Below are 25516 nucleotides of genomic sequence, written 5' to 3'. Positions count from 1 at the left end.
TCCTATGCGTCCCCTCAAATGGTTTTCGCCTATCGAATTTCTTAATAATAGTGTCCAATATGATTGACAAACCTACATTTGCGTGATAATTAAATACAATAATGGATATCTGCGTATGTAGGAGAATACAAATATCTTGTACTAAAATGCAGGCTCACAGCATAGTTATTTCATAGGACAAGTCAAAAGGAGCGTGAAAAAATGATAAGAGAAGTCAGCAAGATAAAATACGTTTACGAACTGCTCACCCCTCGCATAAGGGGAGCAATTATGTCAATGCCAGAAATAGAGCGTGACAGGATACAGGAAATAAGGCTTCGCAGAGGTAGACGGCTGTCTGTTACCATATTCTCGAAAGAGTATTTCGTTAATGATAACGGCAGACTAATGAACAATATCGGGGATAGCGTTCAAGTTACCACAGATGATATTGAAACTATCTATCAGCGAGCATTTCAGAACTCTCTTCACAGCTTTCACCGTGAGATAGCAAGAGGGTACATAACGGTTTCAGGAGGGTGCAGAGTAGGCTTCTGCGGAACTGCCGTCCTTGATCCTGCAAGGAGTTATGCCGTGGAGTCGGTAAAAAATATATCTTCTCTTAATATAAGGATAGCTCGTGAAATGATAGGCAGTTCAGACGAGATATATGCAAAATGCTTTTCTGACAAACCAATGAGCCTGCTTATTGCTTCACCGCCATCGGGAGGAAAAACTACAGTGCTTCGTGATCTAGCAAGAAAGCTTGGCGAACGCTGGCGTGTTGCGCTTATAGACGAGCGAAACGAGTTTGCCGCAACAGTGGCAGGTGAGCCGCAAAATCTTATAGGTGCAATGACGGACGTGTTTAATTCCTACAACAAATATGAGGGCATAATGACGGCTGTCAAGGTCATGTCACCGCAAATACTCATATGCGACGAGATAGGTTCTTCTGAGGACAACGAAGCTTTGCAGTATGCGCTCAACTCAGGAGTGAAGCTTATTGCTTCATGCCATGCTTCAAGCCTTGATGAGCTTAAAAAGCGGCGTTATATCTCAAAACTCATAAAAGACAAGGCTTTCGACGCACTTGCAGTACTAGGCACAGGAACAATGTGTGGCAGACTGGTATCATTTACAAAAACAGGAGCATGAAATGATAAAGCTAATAGGCTGTGTGCTGATCATATCCGCCTGCACACAAATGGGCTGTGCAATGGCGTTGGACAAGATATGGCAAATGAAATATCTCAAGCTTCTCAGACGGTTGATATTTGAAACAAGGGCAATGGTTGAGGGTGGAATGACTTTCGGGGAAATTATCTTAAAGCTTAGCTTGCAGAAGGATTATTCTGACTTTACATTTTTGTCGCAAGATACCTCTTCGCCTGATGTCCGCAGAAGAATAACCGAGGATATATATAAGTCAAAGCTTTTTGACAATGAAATCAGGCAGACCGCCATAGATTTTTTTGAAAAACTCGGTACAACAGACATAAATGGACAGCTTGCATACATTTCCATGAACCTTGCCGCACTTGATGAGCAGATAAGCAGACTTTCAGAGAATTTCACCTCACAGGTGCGGCTTTGCAGAGCTTTGGGCGTTCTCAGCGGGGCTTTTATCGCTATTCTGCTAATATAGCCATAGCAAAGGATAACCATAATGAAGGGAACAAAATTTTATGGACATAGATCTTATTTTCAAAATCGCTGCCATAGGAATTATCGTTGCCGTGTTAAATCTCTTGCTGAAACGAGCGGAGCGTGACGAGCAGGCAATGATGACAACTCTTGCAGGGCTTATTGTCGTTCTGCTTATGATAGTAAGGCAGATCGGAAATCTATTTGAAACGATAAAAGAAGTGTTTGGATTGTATTAATGAAAATATTTACAATAGCGTGCTTTTGTATTTTCTCAACCATAGTGTGCAAAGCCATTGAGAAAGACAGCCGTGAAATAAAATATGCGGCTGTGCTTGCAGCGGCGGCACTGGTGCTTTTTCATTCGGTAGCATTTGTGAAAGATCTTATCTCTGTATTTGAGGACCTTTTCACTCTTTCAGGAATCGACAATATGTATCTTAGCATACTGTTCAAGTCACTTGGTATCTGCTATATCGTACAGCTTGCATCTGATTATTGTAAGGACTGCGGAGAAAACGCACTTGCGTCACAGGTCACTTTGGCAGGAAAGCTTGCAATGCTTTCGGTATCGCTGCCGCTTTTCAAAGCATTTGTAGAAATAGTAAAAGCATTGCTTATATAGGATTAACATATGAAAAAAATAATTGCCACTGTCATCATAGTACTTGCGGTCATGTTTACACCACAGGGAGTATATGCAGACAGTGAGGAACAGAACAATGAATATTATGACAGGCTCATAAGCGAAATAAACGAGGGACTTTCTTTTGAGGGTGATGAAGATGTAAAAACTGTACTTGAAGATAATAACATCACTTTGGAAGATCCGTCCTCTGCCGCAAATATAAGTGCCTCTGATGTGATAAAGCATATATTTGAAAGCTTTACCGCTGCTTTGCGAAGCCCTCTTATAATGCTCGGGAAAATAACAGCCGCCACTATGCTCTGCGTGTTGGTAAGGTCAATGTCAGCCGAGGGTACAGTGGACAAGGTATTCACGCTCATATGTGTCCTTACCACAGTGCTTGTTATAAGCGATACTGTCACCGACAGTCTTTATTCTGTAAAGACTTCCATGAAACAAATGAACAGATTCATGATGTCCTACATACCCATATTTTCAAGCGTGGCGACAGCAGGCGGTAGTGCGGCGGCAGGAGCAGGCTATTACGGCGTCATGCTGATAATATGTGAAAGTGCAGGTATATTGGCAGATACGATACTTGTGCCGTTTTTGTCGGCAGTGCTTGCAGTGACCCTTGTTTCTGCAATAAATCCATCTCTTGACCTTGGAAGTCTTGCAGAGTCGGTGAAAAAGCTGGTCATATGGGTGCTTGGCATTGTGATGACCCTATTTACAGGGCTGTTATCTATTCAAAGCTTTGCAGGAGCGGCGGCTGATAATCTCTCCGCAAGAGCCGTTAAATTTGCGGCTTCAAGCTTTATACCTGTCATAGGTGGCTCGGTCTCTGAAGCTTATTCAGCGGTAAAGGGAAGTATAGGCGTAATAAGAACAAGCGTCGGCGTGATAGGCGTTATAATAATGTCTGTGATAGTTGCGAAACCTTTGCTTACACTTCTTGCAGTAAAACTTGCAGTGTGGATAGGCGCTACCATAAACGATATTTTTGGCATAAGCAACAGTGGTGGACTTCTTAAAAGCATAAACTCGGTTTTATCAATTGGTGTGAGCATCCTTGCGGCTTATTCTATAATGTTCGTTATTTCCACATCAGTTGTAATAATGACAGCCATGAACACAGGAGCTTAAAATGAATACAGTTAAAGCAGTGATATTTATTGCCTGCATTATAGGCGTGATAACTTCTATGACGGATATTGCCACACCTGAGGGAACTTTGAAAAAACAACTTAGATCAGTGCTTGCTGTGATATTTTTGCTTGCGGTCATAACACCTGTAATGGGACATGGCTTCAAAGTCACCTTAAGCGACTATACAGAGCTTGCAGATCTGCCTGAGTTTGACAGCGTTTCAACAGCGACGAAACTTTATTATCTGTCCGAATCCGAGAGCAGGCTTGAAGAATATTTTTTGGATAAGCTGAATAAGAATGGCATAGAAAACGTCAGAGTGGACATAACCACAGATATAAATGAATATAATGAAATAGAGATAACAGCGGTAAGGGTATATCTGACTAAAACAAGCGACAGAGGGCTTGTTGAAAAGCTTATTGCAGAAGATCTGCCTGATACTCAAGTTATCGTGCAGGAGGAATAAACGTTGCTGAAAAGTAAAGTTGAGGGGAAAATAAAGGCTCTTAAAAAGCTTCCTATGAAAACGAAGATAGTGATAGCCGTAGGTCTTGTAGGGATATTACTTATATTTGTTTCTGAGATGTTTCCTGCTAAAAATACGGCAGAGAGCAAGAGCATTCCCACGGAAAGCGTTGCCACTGATGATACAGACAGCTACAAAAAGCAGATAGAAAAAGAGCTTAAAGATGTTCTTTCTCAAGTCAGGGGAGTTGGCGAGTGCGAGGTAATGGTGACAGTTGAGGGAACTACCGAATATGTTTATGCCGAAAATCTTACCAAAAGCACAGACAATAATGGTGACAGAACAAGCGACAGGTATGAAAACGAGATAGTAATAACTGATAATGACGGCAAAAAGGAGGCATTGGTCAGAAAAATAATAAAACCGCAGATTTGCGGCGTTGTCATTGTTTGCGAAGGAGGTGGAGATATAAAAGTAAACGAACGTGTGCTTAAAGCGGTTTCGACAGTACTAGGCATATCAAGCAGTAAGATCTGCGTTGAGGGCAGAAAATAACAGAAAGAGGTAATAAAGATGAAAAAACCGACCATGATAATAGGCAAAAAGCAGATAATCCTTGCAGGAATGACGCTGATACTCGGTCTTGCAGTATACATAAATTATGCAGTATCGACCTCAGACGGCAAGATAAAGGCGACGGACGTTGTGAAAAGTCAAAGCGTGAATTACGGCGACGCACAGCTCGTAAGCACTGACAGTACTTCAGATTATTTTGCACAGGCAAGAATAGACAGAATGAATTCAAGGGACGAGGCGGTAGAAACATTAAAGAATATAATGAACGGCGGCGATTCCACAGAGGAAGAAAAGAAAGTCGCTGAAGAAGAAGCTTCAGCCATGACAGGGCTCATGGAGTCGGAGAGCAAGGTAGAGACACTCGTGAAAGCAGCAGGCTTTGAGGACTGTGTTGTTTATCTTGACGGTGACAACGCAAATATCGTTGTAAAGACCGACAGCGACGGGCTTGTTGCAAGCGAAGCGGCACAGATAAAAGATATTCTCCTTAGCGAAGTTTCAGTTGCAAATGAAAACATCAGAATTTATGATGTAGAATAAAATTTGTCAGCAAATAAAAAAAGTCCTTCAAAATACTTGTAACCTATTGATTTTTATGATATAATGGTTGTAAGTATAGATTGAAGGATTTCTTTTTTATATCTAAAAAGGGAGGCTTGGATAAATATGAATGATGTTTCAAAGAAAGTAGAAAAAAGTCTGCACATAAGTCAGGACGTAATAGCACAGATCGTTACAAACTCTGTTAATGAGATAGAGGGCGTTTATGGTATCGCTCCTGTTATGAAGACTCCACGTCAGCTCTGGTTTAGACAGGAAAATTTCGGCAATATCAGGATAGGCCTTGTTGACGATGTGCTGTCAGTGTCTATAGGTATAATACTTTGCCGTGGAGCTAAGGCGGTTTCCGTTGCTGAGGAGATACAGGATAAAGTAAAAAGTGCAGTTCAGAATATGCTTGGACTTACAGTTGCAAAGGTAAATGTGACCATATGCGGAGTTGACCTTTCGGAAAAGTAATAGGATTCAGACAAATATAAGATGAAGGAAGTGTTTTTGTGCCAATTAAAAGGCGTGAAATAAGAGAATCAGCATTTTTGCTGATATTTGAGAAAATTTTTAGACAGGACGAGGAGCTTGACGATATTTTCATGTCTGCCATGGAAGTGAATGAGATCATCGTAAATGATGAAGTTAAAAAGCTCGTGGAAAATGTTTGCGAAAAGCAGGACGAGATCGACAGCATAATCAGCAAGTTCAGCAACAAGAGAACTGTTGAAAGAATACCTAAGATAAATCTTGCAATACTCAGACTTGCTATTTACGAGGCAATATATGAGGAGAACGTTCCTGTGAACGTTGCCATAAGCGAGGCTGTGGCTCTTGCAGGAAAATATGCCCTCGAGCCTGACGTTTCATTTGTAAACGGTGTGCTTGGCTCATTTGCAAAGGAACAAGAGGAAAAGCAGTGAGTTTTGTACTCGGAATAGACACAAGCAATTATACCACTTCATGTGCACTGCTTGATACTGCGGATATGAGCGTCAGGTCATGCAAAAAACTTCTTCCTGTCAAGCAGGGAGAGCGAGGACTAAGACAATCCGACGCTGTGTTTCACCATACTAAACAGCTTCCAGAACTTATGAAACAGCTTTTTGATAAAAGGTATGACTTAAGTGCAGTTGGGTATTCTTATGCACCAAGGTGTGCAGAGGGGTCGTATATGCCTTGCTTCCTTGTTGGAGAAAATGTTGCGCAAGCTGTGTCACTTGCCTGTGGAGCTGACCTTGAAAAGACTTCGCATCAGGTGGGACATATACTTGCGGCACTTTATTCCTGCGGAAAGCTTGATATGCTCAGTTCTGATAAGCCTTTTGCGGCTTTTCACGTCAGCGGTGGCACTACAGATCTTCTTTTGTGCGAGCCCGACAAGGCTAAGTTGATAAATATAACTCAGATCGGCGGAAGCCGTGATCTTAAAGGCGGACAAGCCATAGACAGAACAGGCGTAAGGCTTGGGCTGTCTTTTCCATGTGGTAAAGAGCTTGAAAGGCTTGCGTCTGAAAGCGAACATAAAATAAAGCCAAAAGCATCAGTTGACGGGCTTTATTGTTCACTTTCTGGAATAGAAAATCAGTGCATGAAGTTTATAGACGAGAGCTGTTCCGTGGCTGATGTTGCGGCATACTGTATTGATTGTGTGTGCCTTGCGGTGGAGAAAATGACAGTTAATCTTCGCCATGAGTATAAGGATATACCTATTATATATGCAGGCGGTGTGATGTCTAATCGCTTTATAAAAAGCAAGCTTGAAAAGTACGGCAGCTTTGCTGAGCCTGAGTTTTCAAGCGATAACGCAGTGGGCGTTGCGGTCTATGCTGCAATCAGGAAAGGGAAGATCAAAATATGAGTTCAGTTATCACTGTTTCTCAGCTAAACAGATATCTTGCTTCAAAACTTCGGTCTGACCTTAAGCTGAAAGGCATTGCCGTCAAGGGCGAGATATCCAATTTTAATATACATTACAAATCAGGTCATGCCTATTTTACAGTAAGGGACAGCAGTTCTGCACTTAAAGCTGTTATGTTTTCAAGCAGTGTTTCAAGGCTTAAATTCGTGCCTGAGGACGGCATGAGCGTGCTTGTTATGGGCAATATAGAGGTCTATGAGCGTGACGGCGTTTATCAGATAATAGCTACGGAGATAGCACCTCTTGGCGTGGGCGTTATGCACGTTCAGCTCGAACAGACCAAGAAAAAGCTTGAAAAAATGGGCGTATTTGATGTGAACAAAAAAAAGAAAATACCCCTTGTTCCAAAGAAGATAGCTGTTGTTACGTCGCTTACTGCGGCGGCTTTGCAGGATATAATCCATGTAGCTGAAAGGCGTTATCCTGTGTGCAATATCGAAGTTTATCCTGCGCAGGTGCAGGGTACGGCGGCAGCACAAACTATATGCAAAGCACTTTCAGCGGCTGATAAAAGCGGTGCAGATACCATAATTTTAGCTCGTGGCGGTGGCTCTAGCGAGGATCTTATGGTGTTCAATGATGAGGCTGTGGCACTGGCTGTTTACGCCTGCAATACACCTGTGATATCGGCTGTAGGTCACGAAACTGACACCACCCTTGCAGACTATGCCGCAGATATGCGTGCGCCAACTCCGTCAGCGGCGGCTGAGATTGCTACCCCTGACAAGGCGGATATACTTAATGCTGTGAGGCTTTTAAGGCAAAAGCTTGACAAGGCTATGGAGCTTAAACTTGATAAGGCTGTGTCACAGATAGAAAGCTGTGATAAGCTTTTGAAATTATACTCTCCTGAAAAGAGATTAGAGCAGAGCGAAAAAGCAGTGTGCGACATTGAAAAAAGGCTGTCGCAGATCATGGAACGCAGGCTTGAAAAGCTGTCAGTTAAGCTTGACGGCTATGTTTCTTCTCTGAATATGCTTAGTCCGTTCAATATTCTGGGCAGGGGATATGCTATCGTTCAGAAAGACGAAAGCGTTGTCGACAGTGTATCAATGCTGAACGTTGGCGACGATGTAAACATAAAGCTGTCAGACGGCAGTGTATCTGCTAAAATAACATTTGTCAAATGAAAGGCTGTTTAAAATGACTTTTGAAGAAAATCTTACAAGACTTAACGATATAGTTGGTCAGCTTGAAAATGACAAGCTTCATCTTGAGAAAGCTTTGGCACTTTATAAAGAGGGGATAGATCTGTCGGTCGACTGCAAAAAAAGCCTTGAAAGTGCAAAGCTTTCCGTAAAGGCTATGAACGGAGATAATAGCGATGAATGATATGAACAAAGCCACACTTGATTATTATGTGGAGCTTATAGATAATAAACTGCTGGAGCTTACCCACTCAAAGCCTGAGCTTCAGGGTCAGGTAGTTGAGGCTATGGAGTATTCCTTGCAGGCAGGGGGCAAAAGGCTCAGACCTGTGCTTATGCTTGAATTTTGCCGTATGTGCGGCGAGCGTCAGCCTGAGAAGTATGCAGAGATAGCTTGTTCTATTGAACTTATACACACTTTTTCTCTTATACATGACGATCTGCCTTGTATGGACGATGATGATTACAGACGTGGAAAGCCCTCATGTCATAAAGCTTTTCCTGAGAATATCGCACTCCTTGCAGGCGATGCACTGAACACCCTTGCTTTTGAGGTGATTGCCAACAGTGCCATGAACGGCGTTATATCTGCTGACAAGGCTGTTATGCTTATTTCTGTTCTTGCAAGAGCAGTAGGCACTGATGGCATGATAGGCGGTCAGGTGATAGACCTTAAATATGAAAATAAAGAAATAGACGTTGATACACTGAATATTTTGCAGACCTGCAAAACAGGCGCACTTATTGAAGCCGCTTGTGTAATGGGCGTTATACTTGGAGATAAGCTTGAGGCTATCCCCTTTGCGGCAGACTATGCTCAGGCAATGGGCAGAGCATTTCAGATAGTTGACGATATTCTTGACGTAACAGGCACTTTTGAGGAGCTTGGCAAGCCTATCGGCAGTGACAGCGAACAGCATAAAAACACATATGTATCCCTCCTTGGACTTGACAAGTCAGAACAGATAGCAAAACAACTGACAGTTCAAGCACTGGGTCATCTTAAATATTTTGAGGACAGCGTTTTCCTCACAGAGCTTACATCTGATATGCTTACAAGAAGAAGTTGATAAAAAGATTGGAGATCTAGATATAATGTCGGAAATAAAAAAGCCTGATATTTATAAAATGAATTTGCCTGCCGACCTGAAAAAGCTTTCCACTGCGCAGTGTGAGGAGCTTTGCGGTGATATAAGGAAAATTCTTATAGATACGGTTTCAAAAAACGGCGGTCATCTTGCGTCAAATCTTGGTACTGTGGAGCTTACAATGGCTATCCACAGAGTTTTTGAATCACCTAAAGATAAAATCGTCTGGGACGTTGGTCATCAGGCATATACACATAAAATACTTACGGGTAGACTCAAAGAGTTTAAAACTCTCAGACAGGAAAACGGTATTTCGGGTTTTTGCAGACCTGATGAGTCGGTGCATGACGCTTTTATAAGCGGTCACAGCTCTACGTCTGTTTCTGCGGCGCTTGGGATCGCCACAGCAATGAAGCTGAGTGGTGATAAAACTCACCATGCTATAGCTGTAGTCGGTGACGGTGCTTCAACAGGTGGCGAGCTTTACGAGGGACTTAACAATGCAGGCAAAAGTGATACAAATATCATCGTTATCCTCAACTACAATGAAATGTCTATCTCAAAAAATGTTGGCGGAATGGCAAAATATCTTTCCTCCATGCGTACAAAAGAGAGCTATCAGCGCACAAAGGGCAGAGTAGAGAGAATGCTTGATAAGACGCCTGTTATAGGTAAACCTGTGAAAAATGCCGTTCGTAACTCCAAAAATGCGGTCAAGAACATGATACTTCACAGCACCATGTTTGAAGATCTTGGCTTTCACTATATTGGACCTATTGACGGACACAATCTTGAAGAACTTGAACAGGGACTTATGGCTGCAAAGGCAGTAAACAAGCCTGTTTTTGTTCATGTGAATACTATAAAAGGCAAGGGCTATGCTCCTGCAGAAGCTAACCCTGGAGAGTTTCACGGGGTCGGCTCCTTTGAGATAAAAACGGGCAATCCCGACGTCGTACTTTCTGACAGCTTTTCTTCTATAATGGGAAAAGAGCTTTGTGAAATGGGAGAAAAGAATAAGCGTCTTTGTGCAGTCACTGCGGCAATGAAATACGGCACGGGGCTTCAGTATTTTGCGAAACGTTTTCCTGAACGCTTCTTTGATGTAGGCATTGCCGAAGAACACGCAGTTACTTTCTGTGCTGGGCTTGCTTCTATGAACTATGTACCTGTTTTTGCGGTGTACTCATCGTTTTTGCAAAGGTCATACGACCAACTTATCCATGATATGGCAATAGGAGGCTGTCATGCAGTTATATGCGTTGACCGCGCAGGTATAGTCGGTGATGATGGTGAAACACATCAGGGAATTTTTGATGTTTCTTTTCTTACCTCTGTGCCAAATATGAGGATATATTCTCCGTCTAATTATGACGAACTCAGGCTGTGCCTGCATAAGGCTGTTGAGGACGACAGTGGCATTTGTGCTGTGAGATATCCAAGGGGCAGGGATCAATCGCTGTATGATACATCTGATCCTGTTTCAACTTACGTTTATCGTCATATAGAGGGCGCAAAGGTTCTGCTTGTTACATACGGCAGGCTTGCAAATGATCTTTTCACAGCTATAGAAATACTCAGAAATCGTGATATAAAGTGCGATGTTATTAAGCTCGTGAATATTTTCCCTATAGACAATGAGGTGGTTGATATAATGTCAGCCTACGATGCTGTGCTGTTCTTTGAGGAAGCTTATTACTGTGGAAGTATTTCAGAGAAGTATGCTTCTATCTGCCCAAATGTGGCTCAGTTTGCTATTGACGGTTTCGTGAAGCACGGAAAATGTGATGTGCTACTTGACGAGCTTGGTTTTTCAGCAGAGAAAATGGCTGATACAGTTGAGGGCTTTTTGAAAGATGAGTGAAAGACTTGATGTGTATATAGTTACGAACTGCGGTGTAAAAAGCCGAGAACGTGCCAAACAGCTTATAAAAAATGGATTTGTGTCGGTAAACGGCAAGGTCTGCGTCAAGCCTTCTATATTAGTTGATGAGAACGACGGGGTGAAATGTAGGCCTGACGATATGAAGTTTGTCGGCAGGGGCGGACTTAAGCTTGAACACGCCTGCGATGTTTTCGGGCTTGACTTGACAGGTAAAGTTTGTGCAGATATCGGTGCTTCAACCGGGGGATTTACTCAGTGTATGCTTGAACATGGCGCAGAATTTGTCTATGCGGTGGACGTGGGTCACGGACAGCTTGATGAAAGTTTGTGCAAAGACATCAGGGTGAAAAACTGTGAGGGCGTGAATGCACGATATCTGACAGCGGATTTTTTTGACAGACCTTTGCAGTTCATAAGTGGTGACCTTTCGTTTATTTCTCTAAAACTTGTTATAAAATCCCTTTGCAATTGTCTTTGCGATGGCGGCGAAATGGTTCTTCTTATAAAACCTCAGTTTGAGGCTGGCAAGCAGGCTCTCAATAAAAAGGGTATCGTCAAAGATCGTAAAGACCATGTGAGAGTGATAACCGAGCTTCTTGGCTGTTTTCGAGCAGAGGGGCTTGCGGCTGAAAAGATAACAATTTCCCCTGTTAAGGGTGGCGACGGCAATCTTGAATATCTTATTCTACTTAAAAACGCTGACATGACGGCTGACAAGCTTGGTCAGCTTAATATAAAAGAATTTGTGAACGAAGCTTTTGATAGCTTCAAAGACTAAACGCAAGAGTGGTAATATTATGAAAATCTATCTTTATCCAAATCTTGATAAAACTCATTGCTTTGAGTATACGACCGCAACATATGAAAGGCTGCACAAAAATAGTGCAAAACTTTTTATGGATAGATGCTATAAGCACGTTTTCGGAAAGCTCGATATCACTTTCTGTAGCGAAGACGAGTGTGTAAAGCAGTGTGATATGATTATTGCGATCGGTGGTGACGGAACGATACTCAAATGCTCTCTTAAGGGCTGTGAGTTTGAGAAGCCTATACTTGGCATAAACTGTGGCAGACTCGGTTTTATGGCCTCTCTTGAACATTCACAGCTTGAATTGCTGGACAAGCTTTTTTCTGGAGAATATACCCTCAGCCGCCGAATGATGTTAAACGTAAATGTCGAATGTGGCGGTGAAAATAAGTCATATACTGCGCTTAATGACGTTGCAGTAACAAAAGCTGACGATTGTAAGATAGCCGATTTTGAGGTGTCAAAAAACGGCAGACTTATTTCTTCACTACGTGCAGACGGCGTTATACTTTCTACAGCCACAGGCTCAACAGCCTATTCAATGTCAGCAGGCGGACCTATAATCGAACCTGAAATGAAGTGTATAGAGTTCACACAGATATGTGCTCACTCGCTTTTTGCAAGATCTATGATACTTTCAGAGGACAGCGTTATGAAAGTCAAGTGTCACACTAACAGTGGCTCTCACGCAATCGTCAGCGTTGACGGTAATAATGTTTTCAGACTTTCGGCAGAGGACACTGTGATAGTATCAAAGTCAAAGTATTTTGTTGAAATCATAGATATAAGCGGCGGCAGCTTTTTCTCGTCAATAAACAAAAAGCTTATGCAGCCGTTGAAGGAATCAGCGGAGGACGGCATATGAAAAATCAGCGTCAGAATTTGATAATGCAGATTGTCAAAGACGAAAATATCGGCACTCAGGAGGAACTTCGTGAAGCGCTTAAAAGGCATGGTCTGAAAGTCACTCAGGCAACAGTTTCAAGGGATATAAAGGAGCTTTCCCTTGTAAAGACCATTGGTTCAGACGGCAATTATAAATACAGCCTGCCTGCACTCAAAAAAGATATTGCAGAGCAAAACAACGGCATTTTCGGCATAATTTCAGACGCCGTTGTGTCGGTGGATCATGCGCTTAACACTGTTGTGGTGAAATGTCATACGGGCATGGCACAGGCGGTGTGTGCAAAGCTTGACAAGCTTGGACTTGACAATGTTGTGGGAACGCTTGCAGGTGACGACACGATATTCATACTTATGCGGACAGAAAAAGATGCGTCCCATATGGCAGAGGAACTGAGATCCTTTATTATTTCTTAAACAGCAGAGGAATGATCTAAAATGTTAAGTGAACTTTATATTGAAAATCTTGCCGTGATAGAAAAGGCAACTATAGATTTTTCTGATAAGCTTAATGTTTTCACAGGCGAAACGGGAGCAGGTAAGTCCATACTTATAAATGGAATAAATGCTATCCTCGGTCAGCGTGTCACTAAGGATATTGTGAGAACAGGCACGGACAAGGCTGTTATTTCAGCGTTGTTTACTGACATTGGGGACAATGTTTTGCAGGTACTAGACGAGCTTGGCATAAGTGCAGAAGACGGACAGCTTTTCCTTACCCGTGAGATACGTTCAGATGGTGGAAGCGTTGCAAGAGTCAACTCGAGAGCGGTGAACGTTTCCGTACTTAAAGCTATCGGAGAAACGCTTGTAACTATCCATGGACAGCACGACAATCAGATACTCATGGCTCCTGAACGTCATATAGAGATACTTGACAGCTATGCCGAATCGGAAGCTCTTATAGAAGATTATCACAGCTCTTTCAGAGAGCTTCAAAGCATTGCAAAGAAGATAAACAAGATAAAAACTGAGCAAAGCAAAAAAGAGTTTCGCATGGCTGAGCTTGCCGATATTGTCGAGGAGATAAATGCGCTCAACATTCATGAAGGCGAGGATAAAGAGATAGAAGCAGAGCTTAACATCTCTAAAAATGCTGTTGCAATCTCTGAGGCTCTTTATATGGCAAAACAACTTCTTTCGGGCGATGACGACACAGATGGTGCAGTGGAGATGACGCAGAGAGCTTCAAAATCGGTTGAGGGATATACTGATATAATGACTGAGATATCGCCTATATATGACAGACTTAGTTCTGCGGCTATTGAAATGGAGGATATTTCCGAGGAGATAGGCTCACTTCTTGACAGCCTCGATATCGACCCGAAACGTTATGATTACCTTAATCAGCGTTCTGATGAACTCAGGCGTATCATGAAGAAATATGGACCTGAGCTTGATGATGTACTGACTACTCTTGAAAATTCACAGAATGAGCTTGATGAACTGAGCGGAGCAGAGCAGAGCTTAGACGAGCTTAATAAAGAAAAGGAAAGACTTCTTGCGGAGGTATCAAAGAAAGCCAAAGCACTTTCAGACCATAGAAAAAAAGCAGGAGAGCGGTTTGTTTCTCAGGTAACAGAGGAGCTTGAATTTCTCAATATGCCAAAGGTCAAGCTGGTGGTTCAGCAGAAAACAGGCAAGCTCACCATAAATGGCATGGATAGCATAGAGTTTCTTATTTCTGCAAACCTGGGCGAAGAGCCAAAGCCTATTGCGAAGATCGCTTCAGGCGGTGAGCTTTCAAGAATAATGCTTGCACTGAAAAACGTAATTGCAGAAAAGGACAGTATCGGCACGCTGATATTTGACGAGATAGACACAGGAGTAAGCGGCAGAGCGGCTCAGAAGATAGGTATAAAGCTGAAACAGATATCTCGCCTTAGGCAAGTTCTTTGCGTGACCCACCTTGCCCAAATGGCTGTTATGGCGGATAATCATTTGCTTATTGAGAAAAATATACAGGGCAACAGGACAGTTACAACTGTTAGAACTCTCGATCATGAGCAGAGAAAGTATGAGATAGCAAGGATAATGGGCGGTGAAAATATCACAGAGCTTATGCTTGAAAATGCTGAACAGTATCTTAAAGACGCTGACAATATGTAACACAAAGTCCCTGATGATTGCGGGGACTTTTTTTGTGAACGTACATTTATTATTTATTGTTGTAAAATTCATAGTAATGTGGTATAATAACAATCGGTAGGTGATTATTTGAAACTTGAACATATAAACGTCAAAGAAGCCGTGAGATATATGGGAATGGGCAATAACAAGCCAGACGAACGCACGGCTTTGTTGATAGATGAATGTGAAAAAGAGCTTTTGAAAGTCATTGAGCCTAAATTTGTGTACAGAGTGTTTGATGTCGCTCATAAAGAGAACGGTGTTGAGGTCATCGGTACTCCGTTGTTTCTTGGCGGCAATGATATATGCAGACACCTTGAGGGGTGCAGTAAATGCGTGCTTTTTGCAGCGACTATTTCTTCGGGCGTTGATAGAAAGCTTCGTGCTTATGAAGCAGAGGATATGGCTAAAGCTATGATAGCGGATTGCCTTGCAAGTGCGGCTGTGGAGCAGGTATGCGATATAGTTGACAACACTGTGAAAGAAAAGCTCAGCGGATATAATCAGACATGGAGGTTTTCTCCTGGTTATGGCGATCTGCCTATCAGCGTGCAGAGAGTTTTTCTTGACGTACTCAATGCGCAGAAATTTATCGGACTTAATGCAACTGAAAATAATATACTGACGCCGAGAAAGTCTGTTACGGCGATAATCGGATTGTCAAAAAATGAAATATCAAAGGGCAGACGTGGTTGTGCCTGCTGTAATATGAGGGAAGTCTGTCAATTCAGAAAAAGAGGAGATCATTGTGGATTTTAGAACATTACTTAAAACAAAAGAATTTGTCATACTTGACGGAGCAATGGGTACGATGCTTCAGGCAAAGGGACTTGAAATGGGTGGCACTCCTGAAGCTCTTAACATAGACAAGCCTGATTGGCTGGTGGACATACACCGCCAGTATATAAACGCAGGCTCAGACATTGTTTACGCCAATACTTTCGGTGCAAACAGACACAAGCTTGAAAAGTGCGGATATACTGTCCAGCAGGCTATTCCTGCGGCTATAAAAAATGCAAGAAAAGCCTGTGAGGGTACTGATACCCTTGTTGCTCTTGATATCGGACCTATCGGACAGCTTCTAGAGCCAACAGGAACACTCACTTTTGAAGAAGCTTACGATATTTATAAGGAGCAGATACTTGCAGGAGCTGACGCAGACCTTATCGTTTTTGAAACAATGACAGATCTCTATGAACTTAAAGCGGCTGTTCTTGCGGCAAAGGAACACAGCGATCTTCCTATAGTCTGCACAATGACTTTTGAGGAAAATATGCGTACATTTACGGGCGTTGCCATAAGCTCCATGGCTTTGACTTTGGAGGGTCTGGGCGTTGACGCAATCGGTGTGAACTGCTCATTAGGGCCAAAGGAGCTTTATCCTGTTGTGGAGGAGCTTTGCAAGTGGACAAATCTCCCTGTTGTAGTAAAGCCTAATGCAGGACTTCCTGACCCTGTTACAAATGAATATAACTGTTCCCCTGAAGATTTTGCAGAGTTTGCAGAAAAGCTTATCCCATTGGGAGTTAAGGTGCTTGGAGGTTGCTGTGGAACTAACCCTGAGTATATCAAAAAGCTGGCTGAAATGCTCAAAGGCAAGAAGCACGTCAGCGTGCATAATGATATCCCTGCCGCTTGCTGTTCACCGACACATACTGTAGTTATAGACCAGCCAAGAATAATCGGCGAGCGTATCAATCCTACTGGCAAGAAGCGTTTTAAAGAAGCACTGCTTGCAAACGATATCGACTATATTCTTGGTCAGGCTATCGAGCAGATACACGCAGGTGCGGATATTCTTGATGTAAATGTTGGTCTGCCGGGAATTGACGAAAAGAGTATGATGGTCAAGGCTGTAAAGTCTTTGCAGGGCGTTGTCGATGTGCCTTTGCAGGTGGATTCAACTATACCTGAGGTGCTTGAAGCGGCTCTGAGGGCTTATAATGGCAAGCCTATCGTCAATTCTGTAAACGCTGAGGACAGCTCCATTGAAAATGTTCTTCCTCTTGTAAAGAAATATGGTGCGGCTGTGGTAGGTCTTACTCTCGATGAAAACGGCATACCAAAGAGTGCTGACAAGAGATTTGAGCTTGCTAAAAAGATACTTGACAAGGCGCTTGAATACGGCATTAGAAAAGAAGATGTGTATATAGATTGTCTTACTCTTACCGCTTCTGCGGAGCAGGAAAATGTTATGCAGACAGTAAATGCAGTGGAGCGAGTAAAGAACGAGCTTGGACTTAAAACAGTTCTCGGTGTATCGAATATCAGCTTTGGTCTGCCTAGCAGAGAGATAGTTAATCACAACTTTCTTATGATGGCGCTCACAAAGGGTCTTGACCTGCCGATAATGAATCCTAATATTGATTCTATGACGGCAACTGTTCGTGCCTACAAGCTTCTGACAAACATTGATAAAAACTCTGTTGACTTTATTTCTCACTACGGTGGCGAGAAAAAAACTGCTCCTGCCGCAACAGGCGCAAAAGCTGAGATAGACTTGCCGTATGCTATCGAAAACGGTCTGAAGAAAGAAGCAGCTGACCTTACTGCAAAGCTTTTGCAGGAAACAGAAGCCATGAACATTGTCAACGATATGCTTATCCCGGCACTTGATAAGGCTGGTGCAGAATTTGAAAAGGGCAAGCTTTTCCTGCCGCAGCTTATCCAGACAGCAGGCACTGCACAGGCTTGCTTTGAGGTAATAAAAAATTACATTCTGTCAACGGGTGAAAAAAGCGTTTCTAAGGGCAAGATAATCCTTGCAACAGTAAAGGGCGATATCCACGATATCGGCAAGAACATTGTAAAGGTACTTCTTGAAAACTATGGTTATGACGTTATTGACCTTGGCAAGGACGTTGACTATCAGACAGTAGTTGATTGTGCAATAGAAAATGACGTACATCTTATCGGCCTTTCTGCGCTTATGACAACAACTCTTGTGAGCATGGAAAATACGGTTAAGCTTCTTCGTGAAAACAATGTTGACTGCAAGATAATAGTAGGCGGTGCGGTGGTAACGGCTGACTATGCAGAGCAGATAGGCGCTGACTATTATGCAAAAGACGCAAAAGAGTCGGTAGATATCGCAAGAAAATTTTTCGGAAACTGAATAAAATAACTATGACCTCCCATAATCTGAACAACAGATATTTATGGGAGGCCATTTTTAATGAAAAAGTTTGTTACAGCTATCATCATTTCATTTGTCATTACAGTAAGCTCTGCAGGCATCAAAGCCGCTGCTTTTTCCTCATCAAACCTTGGGGCAGCATTCGTTTTGAGCAATGTTATGTCAGATGAAAAAAACGATAAAAATGGCAGTGGTATAACTGTCATAGACGGCAATAGGGAAGATATAAAGTTTACTTTTAAAATAGCCGAGATAATTAAAAGCCTTTTTAGTTAAGTGTACATTTAATTGTACTTGTATCAAAAGTACGATTGACTTTTGAGCCTTGCCGTGTTATTATATAAATATCAATCATAACGGAGGCTCATTCAATGGTAACAGTTATAAGCGGTGGCTCTCACAGTGGACGTGACAAAGTTTTCATAGATAAGATCAAGTCTGCTGTAAAAAACGGCGAGCAGGTCATGGTCATAATACCAGATCAGTTTTCTTTTGAATATGATAAAAAACTGTATGAACACCTTGGTGCGGCAGATTTCAACGTCATACAGACTGCAGGCTTTAACCGTATCGCTGAGTTCACAGAGAAGCTTTATGGCGGTAGGGCAAAAGAAAATGCCGATGATAACGTCCGCACTATCCTTATGTATAAGGCTGTCAGACGTCTTAAGCAGACCAAGGATATCCGCTTTTATAAAAAGAGTCTTGAAAAGGGCAGTTTCTTAGCCGAACTTAACGAACTTGTGAGCCAGTTTCGTGAAAGCGGAATAACACCACAGGATCTAGCTCTTGCCGCTGAGAAGCAGAGCGGCTCTCTTGCCATGAAACTTTTTGATATCTCAAGGCTTTATGATTTTTACATGGATGAGCTTGAAAAAGCAGGAATGCAGGATACACTGTCTGCAATGGCAAGAAGTGTGGATCAGGTGAAGAAAAATGGATATTTCCGTGGAATGACAGTTTTTGTTGACGCTTTCAACGATTTCTCTTTTGATGAACTTAAAATGCTTGACGCTTGTATCGCACAGTGCAAGAATATAACGTTCTCTCTATGTATCGACAATGAAAGCATTAGAAGATATGCAAATCACCCTTTTGCTGATACTCTTAAAACGTTGCAGCAGATAACAGATATTTCCGCTGATCATAATTACAAGGTCAACACGGTAGAGTGTCGTAACAGCTCATTTAGAGTCCCTGAACTTGAATATGTGAGCAAAGAGATTTACAACACCTGCAAAAAGCCATACGTCGGAAAGTGCGAAAATGTTTCTGTTATATCAGCAACGGATATTTACGAAGAAAGTGAATTTGTCAGTGGAAAGATATGGGAGCTTGTTAGAGAAAAAGGCTATAAATTCAGTGACATAGCTTTGCTTGCAAGAAACCTTAAAGATTGTGCTTCCGTTTTTGAGGGTACATTTGACAGATATGAGATACCATATTTTTCAGACTGCAGTGACAGTGTTTCTTCATCATCTCTGGTGAGGTATATGAACTCGCTTTTCAAGTGCTTGCTTTCAAGAAAGTATTCCACGGACAATATTTTGAAATACATAAAATCGCCGCTTTTTCCAATGCTGAATATCGAGATATCAAATCTGGAAGACTATTGCATACGCTGGAGCGTTGAGGGTGATATGTGGCTCAGTGATTTTACTGTTGCAGGTGATCTCAGCGAAAAACAGCTTGAAAAAATAAACTGCTCAAGACGAAAGATAATCGAGCCTTTTGAAGCATTTAAAAGCAAACTTGTTAAAGATGTTACAGCAGGGGAACTGTGCCGTGGGCTTTATGATCTTCTTGGCAGCATTGAGCTTTCTCAGCAGACCTTTTCTGTAGTAAAAAAGGCAGGAACTTCGGATAACGAAACTCAGCTTGAAATGGCAAGAGGATTGAAACAACTTTGGAACTCTGTTCTTTCGGCTATCAAATCCGTCTATGACTGCATGAATGACGAAGTTATCTCCCTCAGACAGTTTTATGAGCTTTTCAAGCTCATGCTTTCGCAAATGAGTGTTTCACGTCCTCCGCAGAAACTTGACTGCGTAAGAATATGCGACCCGAGCCATTCAAGGCTTGAGGGCGTAAAGGCTGTCTTTCTTGTTGAGGTGAACGACGGCATATTTCCTGCGTCTTTAAGCTCTGGTGGACTTATCACAGAAAATGAAAAAATGATATTAGAGGGAAGCGATATTCATATCTCACACAGCGCAAGAAAATCTTTTCAGACAGAGAAACTTGTGTGCTACAACGCTTTTACCCTTGCAGACGAAAAGCTCTATGTGCTTTATTCAGAATCTGACCTTGTAGGAGAAGCTCATCACCCCTCTGCACTTGTTTCCGAGCTTAACGGAATGTTCGGCAAAATCAATACCAAAGCTCAGGATATGGGGCTTGATTTTTACTGCACTTCTTTTAGGACAGCTTACTATAAATATATGGAACATTCCCACGATAAAAACGCTACAATTTCTGCAATTAGGTCTGCGTTGGGGTTATCGCAGGAATATGCCGAGAAACTTATGCGAACAAAGAATCTTCATGAAAACGGTGACTATAAGCTTGAAGAAAAGACCGCAGAAAAACTTTTCATGTCAGAACAGCCTGCAAAGGTCTCGCCTACTCAGCTTGATACATATTATAAATGCCCGTTCAATTATTTCTGCAAGTATGGTCTTGGTCTTAAAACTGTCATAAAGGCAGATATCGACGGGCTTAACAGGGGACTTATCATTCATCAGCTTCTTGAAAAGATAATGCGTAAAGATGATGACGGCACAGGCTTTGACAATGCTTTCCTTACTCTCTCAGATGATGAGATAAAAGAGTATATCCACAAAAACGTTACCGAATATATAAAGGAAAGCCTTGGTGGAATGTTCGGAAAATCTCCGTCATTTGTATTTTTACAGGAGCGTATGGAAAGCAATATTCTGCATATTATTCGTTTTATGCAGAATGAGCTTCTTCACTCAAAATTCAGACCTGCGCTTTTGGAATACAAAATAGACAAGTCCGAGGAAGAAGACCGACTTATCATAGATGTAAACGGCAGAGATAAGATAATCCTTACGGGAATTATCGACAGAGTTGACGTTTTCGAGGACGAGAACGGTGAAAAATATGTGAGGATAATCGACTATAAAACAGGCTCTATTGACCTTAAATATTCAATGCTCTACAATGGCCTTAATTTGCAGATGTTCGTGTATCTTACCGCTTTACTTGAAACCAAAAATCCAGTGAATATAGACGGTGGATTGAAGCAGGCTGGTATCGTATACTACACGCTAGGAAACAAACCTAAAACATACGAGCAGACAGCCGACGCTGACGTAGAAGAAGCCGAGAGCAGATCACGGCTAAACGCTTTCAAGCCTATAGGAAAAGTCGTTGATATAAAAGCTGTCACTGAAGCTTTCAGCTCAGAAGAAAATTACGCCTATGCGCCTTTTAAATATTCTAAAACCAACGGCATTTCAGGCACTATTCCAGACGGCTTTTTTACAAAGCTCAGAGAATTTGCTATTGGCAAAGTAGCGCAATTTGGTGAACAGCTTTGCCAGGGAAACATTCAGGCAAGACCTGTGGCGGAAGCCTGCAAGCACTGTGATTTTCACGATATCTGCGGCAGGATAAACCAAGAGGACGTTACAGACGTGAAAGACAGCGTTTATGAAGAAAAACTTATGGAAGAACTAACTGACAGAAAGGAGAAAAAATAATTGGCTGATACAAAATGGACCAAAGAGCAGGAAAAAGCCATTAGTGACCGTGGCAAGGGCATTATAGTTTCAGCGGCGGCAGGAAGCGGAAAAACCACAGTGCTTATAGAACGAATGATACAACTCCTTTCTGATGAAAAAAATAAAATACCTGCCGACAGACTTCTTGCAGTAACATTCACAAAAGAAGCCGCTTCAAGCATGAAAGAAAAGCTCAGCCGTGCTTTTGATGAACAGCTTCGCCGTGACCCTGAAAACAAGTGGTTGCTTAGTCAGCAAAATCTTATCCAGCTTGCGAGGATATCTACAATAAATTCTTTCTGTCTGGACCTTGTGAAAAGTAATCTACATGAATTTGATTTTCAGGGCGGACTTGATATACTTGATGACAGTGTGCAAAATCTTATTTTGCAGGAAGCTATCACGCAGGCTTATGAAAAGCTTTGTGAAGAAGATTATGAAAGCTACAAACTGCTGAAAAACGCTTTTGCGGATAAAACTCTCAATGAAATCACCGACAATCTTTATAAATTCATGCGTTCACTGCCGTTTCCTAAGCGTTGGATAGCAGAGGTACATAAAAACTTTACTGATGATAAGATTTTTGACAGCTTTATAAAAGATAATATATGTGTAGCTCAAACAAAGCTGAAAGAAGCATTTTCAATGTATGAAGTTTTTGAAGAATATGCCTGCCGTAAAGAGATAGAAGGCATACCTTTTATAAAACATATCAAATTAAATGAAACTGCCGACAGTGACAGAGAACTTCTTCATAGGTTAAGAAAGCTTCTTGAAAGCGGCGATATAGATACTATTGCTAAGTCAGATTGGAAATTCAGTACCATAAAAAGATTTCCCACGAACAAGGCTTTCAATGCATCACTTGACGATGATATTCGCATTAGGTTCAAGGACAATTATGCCTTCTGTGCATCATATAGAAACAAATATAAAGATATCGTAGCTAAAATAACCGATATGTTCAATAACACCAAACTAATCATGAAGGAAAATATGCTTGAATCTGACAGGATATTTACTGTTCTGTGCAGGGTATGCGAAGATATAGACAAGATCTCACAAGAAATGAAGCTTGAACGAAATGGCGTTACTTTTTCTGACGTTGAGATAATGGCGAGAGAATTGCTTGTAAAAGATACCGAGAATGGACCTGTTCGCACGGAGCTTTGCGAGGAAATTCGCAGAAACAGGCTATATGAGCTTATTTTCATAGACGAGTTTCAGGACGTGAATAATCTTCAGGAGCTTGTTTTCCGTTCGCTTTCTGATTCTGATAACTTGGATATCATGGGCAAAAATGTTTTTGTGGTTGGCGATATAAAGCAGGCTATATATCGTTTCAGACTCTCAAATCCTGAACTTTTCAGTAAAACGAGAAATGACGCTTCCGCACCTGAAAACAGCGAACAGCTCGAGGCTATCTTGCTAAGCAAGAATTTCAGAAGTCGTGAGTCTGTGGTTGATTTTGTGAATTTTCTGTTTCACTATCTTATGACACAGCACACAGGTCAGGTGGATTATGATAGAAATGAAGAACTTCGATACGGTGAACTTTATGATGAAAATAACAAGCCTACAGAAATAATGCTCATACCTTTTGATAAGGACTACAAAAAGACAAATGGCTATTCTGTGGAGAACAAAGTAATAGCGCAAAAGATAAAGCACATGCTTGAAAACGGTGAGGAAGTCAAAGATCATGGCTCTCTAAGACCGTGCCGTGCAGGAGATTTTTGTATACTTGTTCAAAAAAATGATGAAATTACCCTTATGGCAAAAGCCCTTGAAGAAGTAGGTCTGAAAGCATATTCTGAGGACACAAACGGATACATGAAGTCAAGAGAGATAACACTTGTGCTGAATATGCTCAGGATAATTGACAATCCTATGAACGACATTGCAATGACAGCTATCATGATGTCGCCTATCATGGGTTTTACGCCTGATGAAATGGCGGAAGTAACAGAAAAGTCAAAGAAGCCTAACAGTAAACTGAAAGACCATATCTATCAGGTGGTAGCGGCGACAGCTTCTGCTGAGGACAGCCACGAAAAGGAAGCTACTCATATAAGCTTTAATAATAAAACATTGCAGGATAAGTGCATAAAACTTAATAAGCTTATTAATTCCCTGCGTTATCTTTCAATGAGCATGGGTCTTGAACGGCTCATAAGAAAAATATACGACATGACCGACCTTATGGGGATCGTTTCGCTGTATCTTGATTCTGATAAAAAGCGAGCAAACCTTCGTCTGCTTCTTGAATATGCTTCATCCTATGAGCAAAATAGTCAGGAGGGCGTAACTGGTTTTCTAAGATATATCGACTCTGTGTCCTCAAATGAAAAAGCCTTTAAGCAGGCAATGACGGTAACAGAGGGCTTAGATTCCGTTTACATAAAGACCTACCATGCTTCAAAAGGTCTTGAATATCCATTTGTATTTTTATGTCAGCTTGACATACCGCTTATAAAGAAAGACAAAGGTTACTGTTCACATAACAAGCTGGGCTTTGCTTTCAGTTTTATGGATAACAGCAAACTTATGAGAAAAACTTCACTTTACTATGATAAGCTTTCAAAAGAATCAAAAGCAGAGGAAAAAAGTGAAAAACTCCGCCTGCTTTATGTTGGATGTACAAGAGCAAAAGAAAGACTTTTTGTAAGCTATGCACCGATTATTTACAGCAATACCACATATGAGAAGGTTATTGAACGTAAGGTGGGAATAGTTGACAGGCTTAGAAACATATACTCAAAGCAGGGAGATTCTCTTGAAAATGTTGTAGCGGACGCTGAAACGATGCTTGATTGGATAACAATCACGCTTGCACTTCACTCCACGGGTGATCAACTCACATCTTGGCTTGGCACTGATAACATAGCTGTCAACGGTGACGGATATCCTGAGCCTGAGATAATATATAATGAATACGGCATTGAAAATACAGAGCAGACACAGGAAGAAGATACAACTATTAGCGAAATAGAAGCTGACAAAACAATGCTTAGAAATCTCCTTGACAAATTTGCGTTTGAGTATGACTGGTCAGGAGTATCGACACCAGCAAAGCTTACTGTTACGGAGATAACTGCGGCTGAAAAAGAGAAGCAGACAGAGAAAACCGAACCTGAGTTTTATCCTAGTCTTCCACGGCTTGATGATGAGTTTGATAAACTATCAGCAGCGGAAAAGGGAACTTTTACCCACAAATTTATGGAGTTATCGGACTATGATAAGGCACATGAAAGCGTAAAAAAAGAGCTTGAACGTCTTGTGAATCAGGGGTACTTCAGCCAGAAAGAAGCTGACGGAGTTTATGTTGAAGCACTTGAAGCATTCTTTAGATCTGATTTTTATGAGCGTGTGAAAAATTCCGATAATGTGATGCGTGAAAAGAAGTTTCTTGTTTCAATGAGCGATCTTGACTTAAGTGAAAATCTTCCTGAATATAATGGTAACAGCGGTATGCTTCAAGGTATCGCCGATTGTATCTTCCACGAGCCTGACGGATATGTTATTGTTGATTATAAAACTGACAGATTTAAAGATGTGTCACAGCTTATGGGCTATAAAACACAGCTTGCACTGTATAAAGCATCGTTTGAGATGATACTCGGAGAGAAAATAAAAAGCTGTTATATTTATTCATTTTGGCTGCGGAAAGGGGTTGAAATCAAGCTCTGAATGTGATATAACGACATATAGAGAGCTTGATAATATTTTTTTGAAATAATTTGAGAAAAGG

24 protein-coding genes are annotated in these 25516 nt (G+C 41.6%); all 24 read left to right on the top strand.

The window, feature by feature from the left end:
* The first annotated feature begins 201 nt into the window (after window positions 1-201).
* The gene (locus AB5123_RS06235) at window positions 202-1137 is read left to right on the top strand and encodes a stage III sporulation protein AA (RefSeq protein ID WP_117891951.1); all 936 of its coding nucleotides are present in this window, start codon (window positions 202-204) and stop codon (window positions 1135-1137) included.
* Window position 1138: 1 nt separating this feature from the next.
* Window positions 1139-1627, top strand: coding sequence for a stage III sporulation protein AB (locus tag AB5123_RS06230; RefSeq protein ID WP_117891952.1), 489 nt, complete (start codon window positions 1139-1141; stop codon window positions 1625-1627).
* Between the two features lie 40 nt (window positions 1628-1667).
* The gene (spoIIIAC, locus tag AB5123_RS06225) at window positions 1668-1865 is read left to right on the top strand and encodes a stage III sporulation protein AC (RefSeq protein ID WP_022286844.1); all 198 of its coding nucleotides are present in this window, start codon (window positions 1668-1670) and stop codon (window positions 1863-1865) included.
* Window positions 1865-2251 (top strand): stage III sporulation AC/AD family protein, encoded by a 387-nt coding sequence (locus tag AB5123_RS06220; RefSeq protein ID WP_051706585.1) that lies wholly within the window; start codon window positions 1865-1867, stop codon window positions 2249-2251. The genes spoIIIAC and AB5123_RS06220 overlap by 1 nt, the downstream gene beginning before the upstream one ends.
* Window positions 2252-2260: 9 nt before the next feature.
* Window positions 2261-3400: a hypothetical protein gene (locus tag AB5123_RS06215; protein WP_117891953.1), complete on the top strand. Its 1140-nt coding sequence runs from the start codon at window positions 2261-2263 to the stop codon at window positions 3398-3400.
* Window position 3401: 1 nt separating this feature from the next.
* Complete coding sequence (locus AB5123_RS06210) at window positions 3402-3872, top strand: hypothetical protein (RefSeq protein WP_117891954.1); 471 nt, start codon at window positions 3402-3404, stop codon at window positions 3870-3872.
* A 3-nt stretch (window positions 3873-3875) separates the two neighbouring features.
* Entirely contained in the window at window positions 3876-4427 is a 552-nt protein-coding gene (locus AB5123_RS06205) for a stage III sporulation protein AG (protein WP_278461169.1), read from the top strand.
* An 18-nt stretch (window positions 4428-4445) separates the two neighbouring features.
* A complete protein-coding gene (locus AB5123_RS06200) occupies window positions 4446-4988 on the top strand; it encodes a SpoIIIAH-like family protein (RefSeq protein WP_038671921.1) in 543 nt (180 codons plus the stop codon).
* A gap of 126 nt (window positions 4989-5114) precedes the next feature.
* Window positions 5115-5468 (top strand): Asp23/Gls24 family envelope stress response protein, encoded by a 354-nt coding sequence (locus tag AB5123_RS06195; RefSeq protein WP_337812435.1) that lies wholly within the window; start codon window positions 5115-5117, stop codon window positions 5466-5468.
* 38 nt (window positions 5469-5506) lie between these two features.
* A complete protein-coding gene (gene nusB, locus AB5123_RS06190; protein WP_278945920.1) occupies window positions 5507-5920 on the top strand; it encodes a transcription antitermination factor NusB in 414 nt (137 codons plus the stop codon).
* A complete protein-coding gene (locus AB5123_RS06185; protein WP_278945921.1) occupies window positions 5917-6858 on the top strand; it encodes a peptidase M22 in 942 nt (313 codons plus the stop codon). Before nusB ends, AB5123_RS06185 begins: the two co-directional genes overlap by 4 nt.
* Window positions 6855-8048: an exodeoxyribonuclease VII large subunit gene (xseA, locus tag AB5123_RS06180; protein ID WP_278645174.1), complete on the top strand. Its 1194-nt coding sequence runs from the start codon at window positions 6855-6857 to the stop codon at window positions 8046-8048. The genes AB5123_RS06185 and xseA overlap by 4 nt, the downstream gene beginning before the upstream one ends.
* A gap of 13 nt (window positions 8049-8061) precedes the next feature.
* Complete coding sequence (gene xseB / locus AB5123_RS06175) at window positions 8062-8250, top strand: exodeoxyribonuclease VII small subunit (RefSeq protein WP_178086260.1); 189 nt, start codon at window positions 8062-8064, stop codon at window positions 8248-8250.
* Complete coding sequence (locus AB5123_RS06170; RefSeq protein ID WP_022286855.1) at window positions 8243-9136, top strand: polyprenyl synthetase family protein; 894 nt, start codon at window positions 8243-8245, stop codon at window positions 9134-9136. The genes xseB and AB5123_RS06170 overlap by 8 nt, the downstream gene beginning before the upstream one ends.
* Before the next feature lie 25 nt (window positions 9137-9161).
* A complete protein-coding gene (dxs, locus tag AB5123_RS06165; RefSeq protein WP_195249289.1) occupies window positions 9162-11018 on the top strand; it encodes a 1-deoxy-D-xylulose-5-phosphate synthase in 1857 nt (618 codons plus the stop codon).
* On the top strand, window positions 11011-11817 hold the full coding sequence (locus AB5123_RS06160; protein WP_256321711.1) for a TlyA family RNA methyltransferase: 807 nt from the start codon (window positions 11011-11013) through the stop codon (window positions 11815-11817). The genes dxs and AB5123_RS06160 overlap by 8 nt, the downstream gene beginning before the upstream one ends.
* Window positions 11818-11836: 19 nt before the next feature.
* Window positions 11837-12712 (top strand): NAD(+)/NADH kinase, encoded by an 876-nt coding sequence (locus AB5123_RS06155; RefSeq protein WP_347503504.1) that lies wholly within the window; start codon window positions 11837-11839, stop codon window positions 12710-12712.
* Entirely contained in the window at window positions 12709-13167 is a 459-nt protein-coding gene (gene argR / locus AB5123_RS06150; protein WP_038671932.1) for an arginine repressor, read from the top strand. Before AB5123_RS06155 ends, argR begins: the two co-directional genes overlap by 4 nt.
* Window positions 13168-13188: 21 nt before the next feature.
* Window positions 13189-14859 carry a DNA repair protein RecN gene (gene recN, locus AB5123_RS06145; RefSeq protein WP_337812431.1) on the top strand — a complete coding sequence of 557 codons (1671 nt, stop codon included), beginning with the start codon at window positions 13189-13191 and terminating at the stop codon, window positions 14857-14859.
* A 108-nt stretch (window positions 14860-14967) separates the two neighbouring features.
* The gene (locus AB5123_RS06140; protein WP_038671936.1) at window positions 14968-15639 is read left to right on the top strand and encodes a vitamin B12 dependent-methionine synthase activation domain-containing protein; all 672 of its coding nucleotides are present in this window, start codon (window positions 14968-14970) and stop codon (window positions 15637-15639) included.
* Window positions 15629-17995: a homocysteine S-methyltransferase family protein gene (locus AB5123_RS06135; protein ID WP_038671937.1), complete on the top strand. Its 2367-nt coding sequence runs from the start codon at window positions 15629-15631 to the stop codon at window positions 17993-17995. The genes AB5123_RS06140 and AB5123_RS06135 overlap by 11 nt, the downstream gene beginning before the upstream one ends.
* A gap of 60 nt (window positions 17996-18055) precedes the next feature.
* Window positions 18056-18292: a hypothetical protein gene (locus AB5123_RS06130; protein WP_038671940.1), complete on the top strand. Its 237-nt coding sequence runs from the start codon at window positions 18056-18058 to the stop codon at window positions 18290-18292.
* A 95-nt stretch (window positions 18293-18387) separates the two neighbouring features.
* Entirely contained in the window at window positions 18388-21744 is a 3357-nt protein-coding gene (locus AB5123_RS06125; protein ID WP_368364615.1) for a PD-(D/E)XK nuclease family protein, read from the top strand.
* Window positions 21745-25455, top strand: a complete 3711-nt coding sequence (locus tag AB5123_RS06120) for a UvrD-helicase domain-containing protein (protein ID WP_368364614.1) — start codon at window positions 21745-21747, stop codon at window positions 25453-25455.
* Window positions 25456-25516: the final 61 nt, after the last annotated feature.

Source organism: Ruminococcus sp. RTP21204st1_B2_RTP21204_210225 (assembly GCF_040914135.1).
Classification (GTDB): domain Bacteria; phylum Bacillota; class Clostridia; order Oscillospirales; family Ruminococcaceae; genus Hominimerdicola; species Hominimerdicola aceti.
This window is presented reverse-complemented; position numbering and strand designations above follow the sequence as displayed.